At 71.6% G+C, this 18,985-nt stretch carries 14 protein-coding genes and 1 tRNA gene; 12 read left to right on the top strand and 3 right to left on the bottom strand.

Annotation, left to right across the window (positions count from 1 at the left end; genetic code table 11):
• The first annotated feature begins 2 nt into the window (after positions 1-2).
• The gene (locus OHA91_RS07180; protein WP_031157689.1) at positions 3-398 is read left to right on the top strand and encodes a VOC family protein; all 396 of its coding nucleotides are present in this window, start codon (positions 3-5) and stop codon (positions 396-398) included.
• Here the strand turns inward: OHA91_RS07180 and OHA91_RS07175 are convergent.
• Positions 395-829: a DUF309 domain-containing protein gene (locus OHA91_RS07175; RefSeq protein ID WP_328738870.1), complete on the bottom strand. Its 435-nt coding sequence runs from the start codon at positions 827-829 to the stop codon at positions 395-397. The two genes, OHA91_RS07180 and OHA91_RS07175, sit on opposite strands and share 4 nt — an antisense overlap.
• Before the next feature lie 202 nt (positions 830-1,031).
• Between OHA91_RS07175 and OHA91_RS07170 the strand changes: the two genes are divergently transcribed.
• From OHA91_RS07170 to OHA91_RS07125, 10 genes are all read left to right on the top strand, one after another.
• Positions 1,032-1,105 (top strand) — tRNA-Pro (locus tag OHA91_RS07170).
• Between the two features lie 470 nt (positions 1,106-1,575).
• On the top strand, positions 1,576-2,439 hold the full coding sequence (locus OHA91_RS07165) for a LamG domain-containing protein (protein ID WP_158714914.1): 864 nt from the start codon (positions 1,576-1,578) through the stop codon (positions 2,437-2,439).
• Between the two features lie 256 nt (positions 2,440-2,695).
• The gene (locus OHA91_RS07160; RefSeq protein ID WP_051893881.1) at positions 2,696-3,409 is read left to right on the top strand and encodes a glycosyltransferase family 2 protein; all 714 of its coding nucleotides are present in this window, start codon (positions 2,696-2,698) and stop codon (positions 3,407-3,409) included.
• Entirely contained in the window at positions 3,406-3,831 is a 426-nt protein-coding gene (locus OHA91_RS07155; RefSeq protein WP_266493723.1) for a hypothetical protein, read from the top strand. Before OHA91_RS07160 ends, OHA91_RS07155 begins: the two co-directional genes overlap by 4 nt.
• A complete protein-coding gene (locus OHA91_RS07150) occupies positions 3,831-4,955 on the top strand; it encodes a glycosyltransferase family 4 protein (protein ID WP_266493727.1) in 1,125 nt (374 codons plus the stop codon). Before OHA91_RS07155 ends, OHA91_RS07150 begins: the two co-directional genes overlap by 1 nt.
• The gene (locus OHA91_RS07145; RefSeq protein ID WP_266493729.1) at positions 4,952-7,243 is read left to right on the top strand and encodes a DUF2206 domain-containing protein; all 2,292 of its coding nucleotides are present in this window, start codon (positions 4,952-4,954) and stop codon (positions 7,241-7,243) included. Before OHA91_RS07150 ends, OHA91_RS07145 begins: the two co-directional genes overlap by 4 nt.
• Entirely contained in the window at positions 7,240-8,391 is a 1,152-nt protein-coding gene (locus OHA91_RS07140) for a glycosyltransferase family 4 protein (RefSeq protein ID WP_031157674.1), read from the top strand. Before OHA91_RS07145 ends, OHA91_RS07140 begins: the two co-directional genes overlap by 4 nt.
• On the top strand, positions 8,384-9,781 hold the full coding sequence (locus OHA91_RS07135) for a lipopolysaccharide biosynthesis protein (protein WP_328738868.1): 1,398 nt from the start codon (positions 8,384-8,386) through the stop codon (positions 9,779-9,781). Before OHA91_RS07140 ends, OHA91_RS07135 begins: the two co-directional genes overlap by 8 nt.
• On the top strand, positions 9,778-11,022 hold the full coding sequence (locus OHA91_RS07130; protein WP_328738866.1) for a polysaccharide pyruvyl transferase family protein: 1,245 nt from the start codon (positions 9,778-9,780) through the stop codon (positions 11,020-11,022). The genes OHA91_RS07135 and OHA91_RS07130 overlap by 4 nt, the downstream gene beginning before the upstream one ends.
• On the top strand, positions 11,019-12,137 hold the full coding sequence (locus tag OHA91_RS07125) for a glycosyltransferase family 4 protein (protein WP_031157668.1): 1,119 nt from the start codon (positions 11,019-11,021) through the stop codon (positions 12,135-12,137). The genes OHA91_RS07130 and OHA91_RS07125 overlap by 4 nt, the downstream gene beginning before the upstream one ends.
• 45 nt (positions 12,138-12,182) lie before the next feature.
• Here the strand turns inward: OHA91_RS07125 and OHA91_RS07120 are convergent, their stop codons facing one another.
• Positions 12,183-13,388 carry a cellulase family glycosylhydrolase gene (locus OHA91_RS07120; protein WP_328738865.1) on the bottom strand — a complete coding sequence of 402 codons (1,206 nt, stop codon included), beginning with the start codon at positions 13,386-13,388 and terminating at the stop codon, positions 12,183-12,185.
• Between the two features lie 181 nt (positions 13,389-13,569).
• On the opposite strand from OHA91_RS07120, the gene OHA91_RS07115 reads away from it, so the two are divergent.
• Complete coding sequence (locus OHA91_RS07115) at positions 13,570-15,078, top strand: DUF4246 domain-containing protein (protein WP_031157666.1); 1,509 nt, start codon at positions 13,570-13,572, stop codon at positions 15,076-15,078.
• Positions 15,079-15,185: 107 nt separating this feature from the next.
• Here the strand turns inward: OHA91_RS07115 and OHA91_RS07110 are convergent, their stop codons facing one another.
• The gene (locus tag OHA91_RS07110) at positions 15,186-18,929 is read right to left on the bottom strand and encodes an NACHT domain-containing protein (protein ID WP_328738864.1); all 3,744 of its coding nucleotides are present in this window, start codon (positions 18,927-18,929) and stop codon (positions 15,186-15,188) included.
• Positions 18,930-18,985 lie beyond the last annotated feature (56 nt).

The following is an 18,985-nucleotide window of genomic DNA, read 5'->3' as shown; positions in this document are numbered from 1 at the left end:
CCATGTCATCCCACATCGCCCTGACCGCCCTCGTGGTCCACGACTACGACGAGGCCATCGACTTCTACACCCGTGCCCTCGGCTTCGACCTGGCCGAGGACACGGCTCGCCCGGACGGCTCCCGCTGGGTGGTCGTCCGCCCGCCCGGCGCCACCGAATCCGCCCTGCTGCTGGCCCGCGCCAAGGACGACGCCCAGCGCTCCCGCGTCGGCGACCAGACCGGCGGCCGCGTCGGCTTCTTCCTCTACACGGATGACTTCGCCCGCGACCACGCCCGGATGACCGCCGAGGGCGTCCGCTTCCTGGAGGCCCCGCGCCACGAGCCGTACGGCTCCGTCGCCGTCTTCGAAGACCTCTACGGCAACCGCTGGGACCTCCTCCAGCCGGCCCTCCGCTAGCTGCCGCTGCGGCTGCCGCTGCCGCCGCTCAGCCGCGGAGCCTCCCGTGCGGCGTCGACGGCCGGGCCGGCCTCCTCCACCCGGCCCGCGAGTTCCCGGGCCCACCGGACCAGGCCCGGCACGTCGATCCCGTACGGGTCCCCGCGCAGCCCCTCGATCCCGTACGGGTCCCCGCGCAGCCCCTCGATCGCGTCGGCCCCGCGCCGCAGCAGCCGCGCCCCGCCCACCGCGTTGCCGCGGGCGGAGTGCGTCAGCCCGACCGCGAGCTGCGCCAGCCCCCGCCACAGCGGGGCCGAGGCCTCGGGCCCGGACTTCCAGGCGTCCTCGAAGACCTCGTGCGCGTGGAAGGGCATCCCCGCGTCCAGCAGCCGCTGCGCCTCCCGCACCGTCTCCGCGGGCGAGCGCACGACCCCCTCGGGCTGCCGCTCCACCCCGGCCGCTCCGTAGGCCAGCGGCCGCCCCAGCCCATCCCTCGGACGGGCGCTCCTCGCCCGGCCTTCACCGTCCCGGTCCCGTGTGTTCACCACCCCATCCTCCCCCGCGCCGATTACCCGTGCATGCACACCCCTCGGCGTGGGGTAATGTTCTGCATGTGCCGCCGAGCACGGGGAAACCCGCAGGTCGAAGGTACATCGGGACGTGGCGCAGCTTGGTAGCGCACTTGACTGGGGGTCAAGGGGTCGCAGGTTCAAATCCTGTCGTCCCGACTTTTCGAAGTCGTAGATCAGGGATCGCTTCAGAATCAATCCGAAGCGGTCCCTTGATCGTTTTTGGGGCCGCGGCGTCGGGTGGTCCGGCGATCCCGTGACGCGGTCGGCGGCCGGGCGCTCCGCCCGTGGGCGGCCCGTGGGAGTTCGTGCCGTACCGTCTGGTGTCGGTCCGCCTGGCATGTTTTACGATCCGTCCCATGACTGACGGTACGGATCGCCCGAGCACACCCCAGCCGGACCCCGCTGGGGGGCAGGCGGGCTATGGCTACCCCCAAGGGACGCCCGGCGGTTACGGATTTCCGCAGGCTTGGCAGCCCAATCCGTACCAGCAGCCGTCCCAGCCGGGCGCTGCCGGTGAGGCGCCGCACCACCCTCAGGCGCCCCAGACGCAAGCGCCGCCCCTGGAGCCCCAGCCGGAGCCGCAGTTGGCCGGGTTCACGCCTCCTCCTCAGCCCGACTGGCAGGCGATGGCGGACCGTTCGGAGTCGCAGCAGCGCAGACGCAAGCGGATGTGGCTGGCCGCCATCACGGTTGCGGCGTGCACCCTCGGCGTCGGCGCCGGGCTCTTCATCCTGGACAGGGGCGACGAGGGGGGGAAGGCCCCGGGTCCCGGCGAAGCCTCGCAGTCGGCGACGGCCGCGCCGGGCCAGGACCCCAACGCGCCCACCGTCCCCGGCGAGCCGAACCTGTTGCGCGACCGTTCCGGCCAGGTCAACATCGCGCTCAGCCCCGACGCGGTTCTCGGCAAAGTGGACAACGGCAACGTGCTGCGCCTGCGCAGCAACGGCAACTCGTACGCGCAGGCCGCCGAGCCGGTCGTCGACGCGTCCAAGAGCTTCACCGTCTCCGCCTGGGTCTACAACGAGGCCGAAGGCGGTTCGCGGTTCGCCATCAGCCAGGGCGACGGCACCTCGTACTCATTCGAGTTGGGCCGCGAGGACGGCAACGGCAAGAAGTCCTGGGTGTTCCGGATGCAGACCGACGAGAAGGGCGCGGCCTCCACCGCCGTGGCCGCCACCTCGGACGGCCTCAACACGGTTCGCACCTGGGCTCTGCTGACCGGCGTGTACGACGCCCAGGGCAAGACGTTGACGCTGTACGTCGACGGCAAGGAGGCCGGCCGTGCCCCGGTGGCGGCCACCTGGTCGGGCCAGGGGCCGCTGCAGCTGGGCCGCTCCCGCCACCACGGGATCTGGAGCGGGCCCTGGGCGGGCGTCATCGGACACGTGCTGGTGTGGGACAAGCCGCTGACTGCGGATCAGGTTCTGGCCCTGAAGGGCGGCAAGCTCGACAAGGAGATCAAGCCTGTCGGTTCGTGGCTGGTCGGTTGACCCCTTTCTGCCCGAATTCGCTGTGATTCGATCAGTACGGGCAGGTAACCCTGGTGGATCTGTGTCTCACGCGTCGGATAGGGTCGCCGCTGGCCCGGATGCCGGGTTGACGTCCGCAGTAGAAACACCCAGCAGACCGCCCGGCTCGACGTGTGCGGCCGAGACTCCACGATGTGAAGGCCCTCAGTTGCCGCGGCGCTCGCACGGCCGCCGTTCTGGTCCGGTACCGGGGGATGAATTGAATACGCTTTCCGTCGTGATTCCGGCGCTCAACGAGGCGCCCAACCTGCCCACCGTGGTCAACTCGGTGCCCACGAGCGCGCTCCGCGCTCTGGGCTGGGAGACCGAGGTCATCGTCGTCGACAACGCTTCCACCGACGACACCGCCGCAGTGGCCGCCGCACTCGGCGCCACCGTCGTCTCCCAGCCGGAGCGGGGGTACGGCAACGCCTACCACGCCGGCTTCCGCGCGGCGAAGGGCGACGTCATAGCGACCGGCGACGCCGACTGCACCTACCCGTTCGACTCCCTGCCCGAACTGCTGGGCACCTTGACCGAGGCCGACGTCGAGTTCATGACGACCAACCGGCTCCGCCGCGAGAACCGCTCGGCGATGAAGCGGTCCCACACCGTCGCCAACCACGCGCTGAGCGCCCTGAGCCGGGCCCTGTTCCGCAACGGACTGCGCGACTCGCAGTCCGGCATGTGGGTCTTCCGGCGCTACGTCTGGGACGGCGTGGAGGTGAAGTCGACCGGCATGGCCTTCTCCCAGGAGATCAAGAACGCCGCGACCCGGGCCGGCTACCGGTACCTCGAAGTGCCCATCGAATACCGCAACCGCCAGGGCGAGGTGAAGCTCAACGCGCTGCCCGACGGGATGGCCAACCTGCGCCAGCTCTTCGAGCACCGCTTCCGCCGGTCCGGCCGGAAGCACCCCGCACGCTACGAACGGCGGCACACCCCGGCATGAGGAAGCGTCTGATCCGATCGGCCCTGGTGTTCGCGCTGGCGGCCGGCCTGTGCGCGGGCGCCTGGTCCCTGCCGTCCGTGCGGACGGTCCTGCTGGACTCGTTCACCCGCCGGCAAGCCGCCTACATCGAGCTCTACTTCACCGAGAACCCGCGCTTCGACGGAGCGAGCGTCCTCGTTCCCTTCGCAGTGAACGACCACGGCTCCGGATCCCGGTCGCTGGTCGCGACGCTCACCGTGGAGGCTGCGGACGGCAAGGTGCTGGCGACCGAGACCTACCCCGTCGAACCCCACCAGGGCGCTGCGGTCCCGGTCACGGCGCGGATCCGCGCCAAGGGGACCGACGTCGCCCTGGTCCGGGTCTCGCTCACCGGGCATCCCCAGACCCTCCACTTCCGCTTCGGCAAGCCCCCGGAACTCTGATGCGCACAGTCCTCCAGATCACCCCGTACTACCCCCCGCACCTCGGCGGCCTCGAGCGCGTCGTGCTGCACCTGTCGCGCTGCCTCGCCCAACGCCACGACGTCCGCGTCGTCACCACCGCGCTCGGCTCCGGCGGCGCGCCGCGGCGGGCCCAGGAGGACGGCGTCACCGTGCGCAGGCACCGCGCCACCGAGTTCGCCCACACCGCGATCGCGCCCGGTCTCCTCGGCTCGCTCCTGGCCGCGCCGCGCGGTGCCGTGCTGCACGCGCACTGCGCGCACGCCCTTCTGCCGGAGACCGTGGCACTCGCCGCCCGGCTGCGCCGGCAGCCGTTCGTACTCCACTTCCACCTCGACGTGGACGCCAGCGGGCGCCTCGGCGGACTCCTGCCCGCCTACAAGAAGCACGTCTTCGGACGCGTCGCCCGCGCCGCGGCGGCGGTCATCGTTCTGACCGAGCAGCAGGCCCGCTTCGTCGAAGAGGCCTACCGGGTGCCGCCCGCGCGCGTGCACGTGGTGCCCAACGGAGTCGGCCCGGAGTTCTTCCGTGCCGCTCCCGCCCCTGCCACCGTCCCGGTCGGCACCACGACCGCCACCCGCCGGCCCCTGCGGCTGCTCTACGTCGGACGCCTCAGCGCCCAGAAGAACATCGCGCGCCTGCTCGACGCGATCAACCTGGCCGAATCCCCGCTCAGGCTCCGCATCGTCGGCGGCGGCGAGCTCGACGCCGACCTGCGGGCCCGCGCCGCCGGACTCGGCCTCGGCGAGCGCGTCGAGTTCACCGGGCCCCTGTACGACGGGGACCTCCTCGCCGCCTACGCGGACGCCGACGTCTTCGTCCTGCCCTCCGACCGCGAGGGCATGCCCCTCGCCGCGCTGGAGGCCATGGCCGCCGCCCTGCCCGTCCTGGCCACCGATGTCCCCGGCAACGCGGAACTGCTGCGCGGCGTCGGCCTGCTGGCCGCACCGGACCCGGCCTCGCTCGCCGCCGCCGTGGACCGCCTCGCGGCCGACCCCGGCCTGCGCGGCCGACTGGCCGGCCGCAGCGCCGAGCGGGCCCGCCGCCACACCTGGGAGGAAGTCACCCGGCAGGTGGAGCTCGTGTACCGGAAGGCAGGGATATGAACCCGCCCACCTGGCTGCGCGGACGGCTCGGCGTCCTGCTGAGCCTCGGCCCCGCCTGCGCCGTCGAGACGCTGCCCGGCGTCCCCGCCCTCCTGCTCGCACCGGTCGGCCTGTGGCTGCTCTTCGCCGCGCCCGTCCTGCTGCTGCGCGGCCTCACCGACAAAGTGGTCTCCACCCGCAGTGGCTCCCTCCTGCTGGCGGCCGGCCTCGCCGTGCTCCTCGACATCCTCGTGGCGCTGGGCGTCAACACCGTGCTCCCGCTGCTCGGCGTGGAACGGCCCCTGACCCGGCTGGTGCTGGCCTCGGCGACCACCCTCGTGCTCCTCGTCCTCGGAACCCTCGCCCCCCAGTCACGACGGCCCCTCCTGCGCGGCGCGCCCCTGAGCGGCGCCCGCCCGGTGGCCTGGGCGGCCGGAGTCGCGCTGCTGCTCTCCGTGGCCGGTCCGATCAGGCTCAACAACGGCCTGGGCGGCGCCGTCAGCACGGCCGCCCTGGTCGTCGTCGCGGCGCTGATCGTCCTCCTGCTGCTTCGCCACGGACGCTGCTCCCCGATCGTCCTGGAGGCCGGCATCTACGCCGCCTCCGCCACCCTGCTGCTGCTCACCTCCCTGCGCGGCTGGTACATCGCCGGGCACGACATCCAGCGCGAGTACCTCTACTTCCGGCTCACCCTCGGCGGCGGTTTCTGGGACATCTCCGCCTACACCGACCCGTACAACGCGTGCCTGAGCATCACCCTGCTCCCGGTGAGCGTCTTCCGGCTCACGGGCATCGAGGACATCTACGTCTTCAAGGCCGTCCTGCCGCTGCTTTTCGCCCTGACCCCGGTCCTCGTCCATCGCGCGGTGCGCAACGTGGCGTCCCCGCTCGTGGCGCTGCTCTCCGCCGTGTTCTTCATGGCGTTCCCGACCTTCTTCACCGACATGCCGTTCCTGGGCCGGCAGGCCATCGCCTTCCTGCTGCTGGCCTGCGCGATGCTCGTCCTGACGGATTCCCGGCGCCCGCTGCCCCTGCGGCGCGCGGTGTTCACCGTGCTGCTCGCCGGAGTGGTCCTGTCCCACTACTCGACGATCTACGTGATCGTCGGCACCCTGGCGACCGCGTTCGCCGTGGACAAGGTCTGGCGGGCGGCCTCCCGGCCGGGCCGCGCCCGTCCGCACCGCTCCGTGGGCCAAGGCGGGACGCGGACGTTCCTGACCTGGTGGACCGTGGCCGTACCGGCCGTTCTCGCCCTGCTCTGGGCCGGTCCCCTCACCCACACCGGTGGCCAGCTCGAAAGCACACTGCGCGTCGTCGCGAGCGACCTGTTCGGCTCCGGCGACGCCCGCGGAGGCTCCTCCGACACCCGCTACAGCCTCTTCGGCGGCGCCGGAGTCACCCCCGAGGAGCGGCTCGCCGACTACCGCGAGGACACCATCGGCTACACCCGGGCCGACCGGGCCGACGGCAAGTACCTGCCGCTGGAGGCCCTCGCGAAGTACCCCACGCCCGTGGCCGAGAAGGAGAGCCTGCCGCTCACCCCCGTCGGCCGGGCGCTGGACACCGTCGGCCTGAGCGTGCCCGCCCTCAACGGCGTGCTCCGGCAGGCCGCCGCCCTGCTGCTCCAGGTCCTGGTCCTGGTCGGGTTCGTGATCGCCCTGCGCGGCCGGAGCAGCCCCTTCACGCCCGTCCGCGACCAGACCACCCTGACCGTGGGCGCCCTCGCGATGATGGGCCTGTTCACCCTGGTACCGCAGCTGTCGGTGGACTACAGCGTGCTCCGCGCCTTCCAGCAGGGCCTGTTGTTCTTCGCCCCGTTCATCGCCGCCGGCGCCCTGTGGGCCGTGCGCTGGGCCGGCCGCCGCGCCGTCCCCGTGCTGTGCGTCCTCGTCGCCGGGCTGCTGCTCGACCTGACCGGGGCCGTCCCCAAGGCACTCGGCGGCTACCCCGCGCAGCTCGCACTCAGCAATGCCGGTCCCGCCTACGACATCTACTACCCGCACGCCGAGGACCGCCGGGCCGCCATGTGGCTCAACCAGCGGGCTGCGGGCGACGACCTCGTCGTACAGACCGACCGGTACTCCTTCAGCCGTCTGCAGACCCTCTTCACCGTCCGCACGCAGGACAGCGTCCACCCCGCACTGCTGCGGTCCCAGTCCTACGTACTGCTCGGATCCACGCCGACCCGCAAGGACGAGGTCACCGTATTCTTCCGGGGCGACCTCGTGACGTACCGGTACCCGCGCGACCTCCTCGACACCACACGCAACCTGATCTACAGCAACGAAGGGGCGGCGGTCTACCGATGAACCACGTCCGGCGCCGGCCCCGGGTCCTGCTCGTCAGCCACTACTACCCGCCGCACCTGGGCGGCATCGAGAACGTCGTCCGCAACGAAGCGCTCCACCTCGCCCGGCACGGCGCCGAAGTCACCGTCCTCACCAGCGGCGACCACGCCGGGATCCACCACGAGGACGGCGTCCGCGTCGTCCGCGTCGCCGCGTCCAACGTGGTGGAGCGCCGGTCTGGCGTCCCCTTCCCGCTGTTCTCGCCGGCCCTGCTGCCCGCAGCCCTGCGCTGGGCCCGCCACGCCGACGTCGTCCACGTCCACGACTGCCTCTACGCCTCCTCCTGGGCGGCCGGCCTCGCCGCGGCCGCCACCCGCACCCCCACCGTGGTGACCCAGCACGTCGGCCTGGTGGCGCACCCCTCGGCCCTCGTACGCGCCGTCCAGCGGGTCGTCTACGCCATTGCGGGCCGGCCCCAGCTCCGCCGCGCCCGCCGGGTGCTCACAGTCAACGCCGACGTCGCCGCGTTCGTCCGCAAGCTCGGCGCCCGCGCCGAGGCCCGCCACCACCTCGCCAACGGCGTGGACACCGGCCTGTTCCGACCGCCCGCCGACCCCGCGGAGCGCGCCGCGGCCCGGGCGCGGCTCGGCCTGCCGGCCGGCCGCACCCTGGTGCTCTTCGCGGGCCGGCTCGTCCCCAAGAAGGGGTACGACCTCCTCCTCGACGCCCACGCCGACGACGCCGCATACGACCTCGTCTTCGCCGGTGACGGGGACGCCTCGGCCCTCGCCGGACGCTCCGGCGTCCACCACCTCGGCTCCCTGTCCGCCGAGGCCCTCGCCGACGCCTACCGCGCGTGCGACGTGTTCGCCCTGCCCTCCACCGCCGAGGGCTTCCCGCTCACCGTCCAGGAGGCCATGGCCTCGGGCCTGCCCGTCGTCACGACCGACGACCCCGGATACGCCCCGTACGGCCTGGACCGCCGCGTCGCCCTGCTCGTCCCCCGTACCGTCCCCGCCCTGCGCGCCGCGCTCGACGGCCTGGTCGCGGATCCCGCCGCGCGGGCGGCGACGGGAGCCGCCGCCCGCGCGTTCGCCGAGGCGTCCTTCGGCTGGGACCGGCACGTGACGGCGCTGCTCGGGCACTACGGGGACGCGGGCCGTGGGTAAGCACGCCCGGCCCGCGGACCAGATGTTCCGGAGCTCGTTCTTCCTGCTGGCGTCCACGGTCACGACGGCCGGGCTGAGCTTCCTCTTCTGGGTGGTCGTGGCCCGCTTCTACCCGCCCGAGCAGGTCGGGCTGGCCACCTCGCTGATCTCCGCGACCTCGCTGCTCTCCTACCTCAGCATGTTCGGCCTCAACAGCACCCTGATCCGCTTTCCCGCCGGAGGCAGGGCCCGCAACGCCCAGATCACCCAGTCCACCGCCCTGGTGCTGCTGGTCTCCTGCATCGCCGCCGGGATCTATCTGCTGGGGCTGCCCTGGTACGGGCACAAGCTGCTGTTCGTCCGCGACCACGCGCACCTCGTCGCCCTCTTCGTCCTGTCCTGCGCCTGCGCCTCGCTGAACCTCCTGGTCAAGTCGGTCTTCATCAGCGCCCGCATGGCGCAGTACAACGTGCTGTCCGACGGGATCCTCCAAGGCGTCGCCAAACTCGCCGCGCCCGTCGCCCTGGTCGGGTTCGGCGCGGCCGGAATCCTCGGCTCGGCGGGCATCGGCTACGCGGTCGCCGGCGCCGCGGCCCTGCTGCTGCTCCGGCGCCGCCTCGGCTTCCGCTTCGACTTCCGCACCCGGGGCACCCGGCTGCGCGAGCAACTGCGCTTCTCCGTCGCCAGTTACGTCTCCAGCCTGATCAACCTGGCGCCCGTCCTGGTCACTCCGCTCATCGTGCTCCAAAAGCTGGGCGCCGCCGAAGCCGGCTACTACTTCGTCGCTTTCCAGATCGCCGCCCTCCTGAACTCCGTCTCCACCGCCGTGGGCGAGGCCGTCTTCGCCGAGGTCTCCTCCGACCCGTCCCGGTTCGGTGAACTCCTGCGCCGCTCCGCGAAGACCATCGCCGCGGTGCAGGTACCCGCCGTCGCCGTCGTCGCGGCCGGCAGCGGGCTGCTCCTGCTGGTGTTCGGCGGCAGCTACACCACGGCCGCGAGCGGGCTGCTAAGGGTGCTCGCCCTCGCCGCCCTCGCCGTCGCCCTCAACACCTGGGCGTGCTTCGGGCTGAAGCTGGCCCAGCGGATGAAGCAGCTCATCGCCGCCAACACCGTCCTCGCGTGCACCACCATCGGCCTGTCCGCGTGGTGGGCGCCGCACGGGCTGGTCTGGGTCGGCTGCGCCTGGGGCATCGGCAACCTGGCGGCCGGACTGTTCGCCACCGTCGCCCTGCTGCGCGGCCGGCCCTCCGCGCCCCGCCCGCCGGAACCGGACCTCGACCCCGGACCGGGCTGGTCCCCCGTCGACACCCTCCAACTGCGCGCCGTGCGCCTGCCGGGGCCGACGGCCCCGGATCCGACGTCCGCCGCCGCGCCGTCCGCCGCACCACCTGCCGAGAGGTACCGCCCGTGAAGATCGTGGTGATCAACGCCTACGTCCGGGAGAACGCGGGCGACGCCGCGCTGCTCTCCGTCTGCCTGCGACAGGTCCGCGAGGCGTTCCCCGGCGCCGACGTCCGCGTCGCCGGCATGGAGGACCCCGCCGTCCACCCCGCATTCGAGGACGCCCCGAACCTCGGCTCGATCCGCCGCCACGTCGCCGACGGCACCGCTTCGCGTTCCCGCCGGATCCTGCGGAAGGTGTACGTCGGCGCGGTCTCCGCCGGCCTCCTCCTGCTGCCCCGGTCAGCGGCCGGTGTCCTGCGCAGGATCCTGCCCGCCGAGGCCCGGCGCGAGGCGGACGCCCTGGCCGGCGCGGACCTGGTGGTGTCCACCGGAGGCGGGTACGTCCTGGCCCGCCCGGGGCTCGACGGCCACCAGAACGTCTTCTTCGTCCTGTTGCCGGTGCTGCTCGCCCAGCGTGCCGGCGTGCCCGTCGTCTTCGCCCCACAGTCCTACGGCCCGTTCCCCTCGCCCCTCCAGCGGCGCCTGGTCGCCCGCGCCCTCGGCCGGTCCCCGCTCGTCCTGGCCCGCGAGGACGTCAGCGTGGACCAGCTGCGCGGCTGCGGCCTGCCCGACGCGGTCGTCACCCGGGGCGTCGACTCGGGATTCGCGTTCGACCCGCCGGCGTCCTCCGACTGGCGGGCCCGGCTCGGCATCGCACCGGAGCTGCGGCTGGTCGGGGTCACGGCCAGGTGCTGGCTGGCCCCGGCCGCCCAGGACGCGTACGAGCGGGCCCTGGCCGCGACGATCGACGCCGTCCAGGCCACTGGAGCGCGTGTCGTGCTGATCCCGCAGGTCAGCACCGACTACCTGAGCGACGACGACCGCATCGTGGAGCGCCGGATCGCCGCCCACTGCACCGCGGCACCCCTGCTGATCGAGGACCGGGTGGACTACCGCGATCTCAAGGGCGTCTACCGCGAGTGCGCCCTGCTGATCGGCACCCGCTTCCATTCGGTGATCTTCTCCCTGACCAGCGGCGTGCCCTGCGTGGCCATCGAGTACGAGCACAAGACCCGCGGCATCATGGCCGACCTCGGCCTCGGCGCCCACGTGCTGGCCATCGAGGACGTCACCCATCCCCGGCTGTGGGCGCTGGTCGCACCGCTGCTCCAGGACGACTCCGGCTACCGCGAGCAGCTGCGACGCCGGCTGCCCGGTTACGTCGCCGAGGCGGAAGGCTTCCCCGGCCTGCTGCGGGCCGCCCTGTGAACCCCCGCACGGTGGCCGTCGTCACCCCCTACTACCCGCCGCACCTCGGGGGCGTCGAGCAGTATGCGGCCCGGGTCGCGCGGGCCGTGCACGAAGCGCCCGGCCTCGACGCCGTCGTCCTCACCAGCGGGCCCGGGCTGCGCACCCGTACCTGCGTGGAGGACGGCGTGCGGGTCGTCCGGCTCGGCTCCTGGTTCCGGCTCTCCAACACCCCCCTCAGCCCCCTGTGGCCGCTTCAGCTGCGGTACTGGCTGCGCCGTACGGGTGCCGACGTGGTCCACGCGCACGCCCCCGTACCGGGACTCGGCGACATCGCCGTGGCCGTGGCGGGCCGCCGCCCGGCCGTGCTCACCTACCACGCCGGCTCGATGCTCAAGGGCGGCCCCGGCACCGGCGCCGCGGACCGCCTCATCGGCCTCTACGAACGCCGGGTCCTGCCCCGGGTGTTCGGCCGGGCCCGTGCCCTCGTCGCCGTGTCCCCCGTCTCCCTGGCCGCCGGGCGGCCCGGAGCCCTGGAGATCAGCCCCGGCGTCGACACCGCCCGGTTCACACCGGGCCCGCCGCCCTCCACCCGCCCGCCGACGCTCCTCTACGTCGGCCGCATCGACCGGTCCTCGGCGTGGAAGGGGGTCGATGTCCTCGTCCGCTCCCTGGCCGAAGTGCCCGGGGCCCGGCTGCGCCTGGTGGGCGGCGGCGACGCGGTCGCGGACCAGCTCGCCCTGGCCGCGTCCCTCGGCCTCGCGGACCGGGTCACCGCGTCCGGCGAGCTGACCGGGCCCGACCTCGTCCGGGCGGTCCGCGAGGCGGCTGTGCTGGTCCTGCCCTCCGTCACCGAGGCCGAGTCGTTCGGCATGGTGCTCGTCGAGGCGATGGCCTGCGGCACCCCTGTGGTGGGCTCGCGGGTCGGCGGCATCCCGTACGTCGTCGAGGACGGGCGGACCGGTCTGCTGGTACCGCCCGGCGACCCCGGCGCCCTGGCGGACGCCTGCCGGCGGCTCCTGGAGGACGGTGTCCTGGCGGACCGGCTGGGCGAGGCGGGGCTGCGTACCGCGCGTGAGCGGTACGCCTGGGACGGCCTCCTGGCCCGGTACGTGGACCTGTTCCGCTCGCTGTGACCGCCGGCGGCCTCCCGGCGCGGCCGGCCTGGCGGGGCTGCCGTCCTAGCGGGGCTGCTTCTTCGCGTACTCCTCGATGGCGGCCCGGAGCGCGGCGAACGCGGGCTTCGCGGAACCGTCGTAGCGGCGCAGCCCGTAGTACTTGGAATGGCTCTTGTCGTTGCCGGTGGCCGTGTCCTGATGGGCGAACCAGAAGGCGGCGGCCACGTATTTGTCCTTCGCGGCGGTCGGCACCGTGTCGGTGGCGATCCGCGCCTGGAACTCCTCGCTGACGTGCGTGATGTTCTCCGTCCGGGACTTCTCGTCGGCGGCGGGGTTGCCCGGACCGTTGGTCGGCGCGCCCGTCTCCGTCAGCCACACCGGCATGCCGGGCGTCCCGTGCCGCTCGGCGACGCCGACGAGGTTCTCCCCGGCGCTGCTGATCTCCGTGAACACCTTGCCGTCGTGCGGGAGCTGGGGCCAGGCGTAGGGGTGGTAGCTGAGCGCGTCCACCGCCTTGTTGCCGCCGAGCCGGCAGACCTGTTCCAGGAAGTCCAGGTGGGAGACGTACTTGATCGATTCCCAAGTGCCGACGGCGGCCAGACCGCCCATCAGCACGTAGGCCGTCGGGTCGGCTTCGCGCAGCGAGGCGGCGGTGGAGTTGAGCAGGGTGGTGTACGCCTTGGCGTCGGGCTTGGGGTACCAGAACTGGGGGAGGTTGGGCTCGTTCCAGACCTCCCACGTGTGCACGCCCTGGGGCGCGTAGCGCAGGGCGGCGAGCTTCGCGAACGCGGCGAACTTCTTGGGGTCGGCCGGCGGACACGTGGGACGGTGCCCCGTGCACGACTCGGCCCTTGCCCATGCGGGGGTGTAGGCGACCGTGGCGAGGACGTCGAGGTTGCGTTCGCGGGCCGCCTTCACGATCCGGTCGAAGCGCTGCCACTGGTAGGTGCGCGGGCTGTCCGGCTGGATGTTGTTCCAGGACAGGTCCACCCGGATCCAGGTGGTGCCCAGGCCGACCGCGTCGTTGAGGGCGGCGGCCAGGCCGTCGTCGGACTTCCAGGTGAGGGTGTCACCGTAGGAGACGCCGAGTCGCAGATCGTGCTCCTTGGGCGGCTCGGGCGGCCGCTGGAAGCCGCCGACTGGCCGCGCTCCCGCGTCCGACGCAGGACCTGTCGACGAAGCCGCCGCCACGACCGTCGCGGCGGTCGCCAGGACGCAGGAGACGAAGGCGACGACGAGCCGCTGCCGTGTACTCGAATGCCCCACCATGGGGTCACCCTAAGGCAAGCGCGCGGCGGCTCCTTCCCGCCCGAGCCCTCCGCGAGCGTTCCGCAACGGCCTGCTGCCGCACCACGGGGCCCCGTCGGCGGCAACAGGGACCACGGCTGCGGTGTCAGTGCGCTGGGCTATCCTTCCGGCCACCGCACACCGACCGTAGGGATCCGAAGAATTGACCGGCCTGTCTGCTTTCCCGCTGCCCTTCGCTGCGTCCCGTTCCATATCGTTCGCGAAGCCCCGGACGCTGCGGGAACTCGAGATCATGCAGTGCAGCGCGCACCTTCGGGCGAAGCCGGGGTGGTTCGACAAGAGGAACGATGCCGACATCGTCGCCCGGTGGACGCAGGAGGCGCTCGCCCAGGGCCTCACCGAAGCGCAGGTCCGCTACGTCCTTGCCGAGCTCGACCACTACGCCGCGCTGCGGGACGGACGAACGGGCATCGAGGTGTCCGCCGTCGACGGGGTGTGGCAGTCGGACGCACTGGTCGACGACAAGCTCAGGTCCCGGCTGCGCGAGGCGGTCCGGGTCCTGGAAGAGGTCCCCGAGGCGGAGCAGGACTGGCACCCCGGTTCGGACGGCCAGGTACTGGATCTGGTCCACCCCTCGATGTTCTGCCTGGTGAGAGAGGTGAGCGGCGCCCCCGAGCGGGCCTGGCAGAATCCGACGACCCGCTACTCGAAGTACGAGTTCTCGGAGAAGTTCCAGTGGCTGCCCACGGACGTGGACGTCAGTGACGACGGCGATGCCGCCTTCCGCTCGTACGTCAACAACGTCCACCCCGAGACCCATCACGAACTGGCCTCCGTCCTGCCGGACCTGTTCTCGCGGATGCTCCCGCTGTGGGAGAACGTGCTCACGGACCTGCGTCATCCGCGGCCCCTGCGGATCGAGGCCGATCCCTACGGGTGGTACGACTCGGAGCCGGAGTATCCGAACAAGTCCTCGTACAGCGATCCCGCGGCCCACAAGGAAGCCCTCCGTGCGTGGGAGTCCGCCCACGAAGAATGGTGGGAGAACCGCCGCCCGGTCGTCCCCGAGGCCCCGGAGTTCACCCTGCCCGAGGCGCCCGACGCATCTGCCAGGGTCGACCTGCGCGGCCGCCGCCTCCAGGTCATCGTCAAGCTCGCCACCATTCATCTCACCCCGGACAAGCCCGAGTACGCGGGCGGTTCCTGGCACGTCGAGGGGATGCTGAACGAGCGGATCGTCTCGACCGGCATCTACTACTGGGACAGCGAGAACATCACCGAAAGCCGGCTGGGCTTCCGGGCGGCACTGGACGACCCCGACTACGAGCAGAACGACGACAACGGTCTGCGCGAGGTCTACGGCCTGGAGGACGAGGACGCGCTGAACCAGGTGCTGGGATCGGTATCGACTCCGGAGGGCCGCTGCCTGGCATTCCCGAACATCCTGCAGCACCGCGTCGGCGACTTCCGCCTCGCAGACCCCAGCCGCCCGGGACACCGCAAGATCCTGGCCTTCTTCCTGGTCGACCCGTCGGAAACGATCGTCTCGACCTCCGACGTGCCGCCGCAGCAACCGTGGTCCGAGACCTCGACCATGACGCTCGAACAGGCCGCGGCCTACCGCGAACAGCTCATGCACGAGCGCAAGTTCTTCGTCGACGAGCACAACAAGGAGCTCTACGAGCGGGAATTCTCCCTCTGCGAGCACTGAGCCCGTCCACATCCTGTGCCTAGGGGCCGTTTCCGGAGCGATCCGAAGCGGCCCCTCGGCCTTTGTCCATCCGGCCCTGCCCCCGGAGACTCCGGCCACCTGATGTGTCAGGACCTCCCGGTCGGTCCGCGCCAGATTTCGAGGATCGTGGTGAACGCGTGCTGCAGACCGGCGTCCCGCACCACGGGCCGCAGGAAATCGGTGTCGCTTGCGCGCATCCGAAGCACGTCCGCTGTGCGCAGCGTCAGCAGGAGCGGTTCGGCATGGGTACCGAGCCATCCCTGTTGTCCCAGTTCCTCGGCCAGCCGCAGCAGTCCGATGACCAGCCGAGGGTCCCGTTCGCCCACGGGAAGTGCATCGAGCAGCGCGCGCCCCTGTTCCAGCGCTACGGTTCCCGGTCCCCATTCCCCCTCTGCCCAGACGCGGGTGCTCCCCGCCTCCCGCAGCAGGTGCTCCAGGCGTTCCTGCGGTCCGCGGAACAGTGCCGCATAGCCGCGAAGGGCGCCGACCAAGGCCTTGAACTGCGCCTCCGCGTCCTCCCGCCCCGGATCGAGCCCCGCCAACCCGCGGACCACATACTCCTCGAGGACGGGCCACAGGCCGGCCCACGGCGCCCCGTCTGCGGCGCCACCCGGCCGGATCACCTCGACGAGGAGTGCCCGGACGGTCTCTTCCGGCAGCCGATCGGCGTCGTGGACGAGGTGGCGTACAAGGAGGTCCGCGACGGGTGGACGCTCTCCGCCGGGCAGGTGGCGCAGCACATCGAGGACTTCGGCGTAATGTGCGGCGAGCGGCCTGTCCGTGTCTCGGCACAGCAGACCCAGGAGGGCGTGCGTCCCCGAAACGGTCCTCTGGCCTTCGTCGACGCGGTACGTGCGCAGGGTGTTCGGCAGGGTCCGCAGGAGCGGTGCCAGAGCGTGCAGCACATGCTGCACGTCCGTGTCACACAGGAGTGACAGCCGCCTGGTCAGAGCCGTGGCGTCCACTCCTCGTGGGTCGTGGTAGGCGGCCGGCCCCAGCACGCCGCTCTGCAGGATCCAGGAAACGTCGTCCGTGAGTTCGGAGGGCCCCTGGAGTGAGATCCACAGGTCGGTCGTGGTTACGGGGGTACCGGCCGTGCCGGCGCCGACAGCATCAGTGGCGGCCCTCTGCAGGGCCACCGTCCGGGCGAAGGATCCCCAGGACGCCTCACCGAACTGGGAACGCCAGAACTGCGCGCATCGCCGCCACCGGTCCACGGGATCCGGGACCGTCAGGAAGTCAGAGGCTCGAAATCCGTCCTCGACGACGAGGGCGAGTAGGAGGAGGTTCGCCTCGTAGACCGCGTCCCGTTCGGTGCGCCTGCGATCGCCGGGACTGTACGTGAGACCGGACGGCCCGTCACCGGTGCGGTCGTCCTTGTGGAACAGGGTCCGAAGGAGCCCCGGCAGGCCGCGGTGCCAGCGAGGTCCCGATGGTCCGGCCAGCTCCCTGAGGGTATCGAGGACGTGGGTACGGTCACTGAGCGGAACGAATGACATGAGCGCTCGGAGCACCGAGTCGTCGCACCCCGTCGTCGCGGCCCGCTCCGCTTCGACGCGTATCCGTCCCAGCTCGGCGCAGACGAGCCGGGCGACCAGGTACTCGCCGAACGTCGCGTGCAGGAACTCGTACGATCGCAGGCGCTCCTCTGCCACCACAGCCTGCGCCTCGTGCACGAAGAAGAACCGCCCGAACAGCAGTGCGGAGCCCGATTCGCCGAGCAGTCCGCCGAGATCACGATCCGCTTCGTCCGCGGTCAGGCTCTGCCGACGGCGATTGAACATCCCGATGGCGATCACGCCCAACCGCCCGAGCTCCTGCTCGACCGCTTCGGCTTCGACTGAAGGCGGCAGAGGGTCGCTGTGTTTCACGACCTGGCGCCGGACGAACTCCATGAGGAGCCGCTCGTACAGATCGACGCGCCGGATGTCCAGGCCGCCCAGGCTCCGCAGCGGATTTCCGGTGGCGTCGTAGAGCGCGAGCATGAGCAGGAGCAGTGAATGGCGCGCCAGTTCCCGATACGGCTGCACCACGTCCCACGTGAGCGGCTCAACCTCGTGTCGGGCGAAGTAGCGCCGGTTCGTTGCATGCCAGACCTCGAGCCAGCAGATGATGCGCGCGTCATCGAAGGGCTCTAAGCGAAGGACCGTGGCGGCGGCCGGTGTCAGCACCTGATCTGCGACCACCGTTCGACTCGTCACGATGAAGACGACCGGCCGGCCCAGCTCGTATTCGCGCTGCTGGAGTTGCTCGATGCTCTTCAGGTACTGCCATTGCCTCCTCATGTCGAGTCTTCCCGCGCCCGCCTGGATGAGCTCGTCCAGGCCGTCCAGCAGGACGACCCGTACGGTTTCACCCGAGGGGAGAGCGTCCGGCCAGGGCTCGCGGCGCCCGGTCGACCGGAACAGGGACCACTCCAGTTGTTCCTGGAGGTCGAGTTCGGCGGGAACGTGCCTCAGCTCGACGTGCAGGCAGGAGAACTCCGATTGCGGCATGCGGGCCGCCAGGAGCTTCATGAGCAGAGACTTCCCGGAGCCCGGGTGGCCGAGTACCAGCAGAGGCGTCTGGGTGGCTTGGTGGGTGAGCAGGTGTGCGGCAAGGAATCCCGCTATGTCCTCTCTGAGGGGTAGGCCTTCCCACCACGTATCGGCGGACAGCCGCCAGTCGGCTGAGCGTCCGGCCACGCGGAAGGCCGGGTTCACATAGCCGGCTGCCAGGGAGGGAATCGCAGGCCCCGACCCGTCGGCCGCGGCGATCGGCGCCCGAAGCAGCTCTCTTTGCCTGGTGGTGGGCGAGTCTGCCTGCGCGAACTCTGCCAGTACCAAGCCGAGTTCGATGAGGCCCACGCGGTCCGCGGTGGCCTGCGTGCGTTCCGTCTCCTCATCGGGGTCGTATGTCTCGGAGGTGAGGCGCAGCTCCGGGCAGTCCCAGGTCACCTTGGCGTGCACGGCCTCGTAGTGCCGCAACGCCAGCTGTGCGAGTTCGTCGTGCGACGCCCCAATGAAGCCCCCGAACGCCATGATGTCGGCGGAGGCCGCGTAGGCGGAGGCGATATCGGCACGGAGTTCGGCAGGGGCCTGGACACGTGTGGATCCGAGTGCCACCCGGCCGAGCTCTTCGAGCACCTGGGTCTGAAGATCGCTCTGCAGGCTCGCCTCAGCGTCGCGTACGGCCCCGAGCCGCCCGACCGCGTCGCAGAAGGAGCTCACGAGGAGGACCAAGTCTGCTGCGCACAACAGCGCTGTCCTCACGGTGCCGCTGCAGGCGCGGACCCGGGTCCCGAAGCCCTCGAAGAGGCCGGGCAGCTCACAAGGTCCCGCACCGATCAGGTTGAGCGGCTCCAAGATTTGCGCAGCCAGGCCCTTGAAGCCGTCGCGGTGGCCCACCAGGACCTCGACGGCGGATTCGAAGTCGAACGGGACGGCCTCGGGCAGTCCGATGGGTAACCGCTCCTGTGCGTGCCTCGGCCCTTGACGCCGTCGGCCCTCCTCCGTGGCCTGCAGTTCGGCGAGGCGTTTGCGCCAGAACTCCGGATCCAAGGCGAGGCCGGGCGGGGGGTGGCCGCCGGCCCGGACGCGGCAGTGGTTCACGATCGCCAGGACGTCATCCATGTGCGGAGCCCTCGCGCGCTGGCCGTTCAGGAGCATGGACACCGCCGAGTCGCTCCGGTTCAGCACCCGGGCGAGCTCCGACTGCGACACACCACAGCCGCGCACGATGCGGCGCAGGGTGGCACAGAAGTCCGCCACGGCGCCCGATGCGTCCCCCATCCGGCACCCCCTTTCGCCGCATTCCGGAAACCCTTCGTCAGCGTATGCCGTGACCTGCACTGATGTCCCCGTCTTCAGTCTTCTTCAGCGATTGATCCCACGGAACCGCGGCGGTC

It is taken from the genome of Streptomyces erythrochromogenes (assembly GCF_036170895.1).
GTDB lineage: Bacteria > Actinomycetota > Actinomycetes > Streptomycetales > Streptomycetaceae > Streptomyces > Streptomyces erythrochromogenes.
The sequence above is the reverse complement of the archived record's forward strand: the minus strand, read 5'-3'. Positions and strand labels throughout refer to the sequence as shown.

Coding starts and splice junctions, on each gene's coding strand:
- OHA91_RS07180 (WP_031157689.1), top strand. CDS start 3: ATGTCATCCCACATCGCCCTGACCGCCCTCGTGGTCCACGACTACGAC.
- OHA91_RS07165 (WP_158714914.1), top strand. CDS start 1,576: ATGGCGGACCGTTCGGAGTCGCAGCAGCGCAGACGCAAGCGGATGTGG.
- OHA91_RS07155 (WP_266493723.1), top strand. CDS start 3,406: ATGAGGAAGCGTCTGATCCGATCGGCCCTGGTGTTCGCGCTGGCGGCC.
- OHA91_RS07150 (WP_266493727.1), top strand. CDS start 3,831: ATGCGCACAGTCCTCCAGATCACCCCGTACTACCCCCCGCACCTCGGC.
- OHA91_RS07145 (WP_266493729.1), top strand. CDS start 4,952: ATGAACCCGCCCACCTGGCTGCGCGGACGGCTCGGCGTCCTGCTGAGC.
- OHA91_RS07140 (WP_031157674.1), top strand. CDS start 7,240: ATGAACCACGTCCGGCGCCGGCCCCGGGTCCTGCTCGTCAGCCACTAC.
- OHA91_RS07120 (WP_328738865.1), bottom strand. CDS start 13,388: ATGGTGGGGCATTCGAGTACACGGCAGCGGCTCGTCGTCGCCTTCGTC.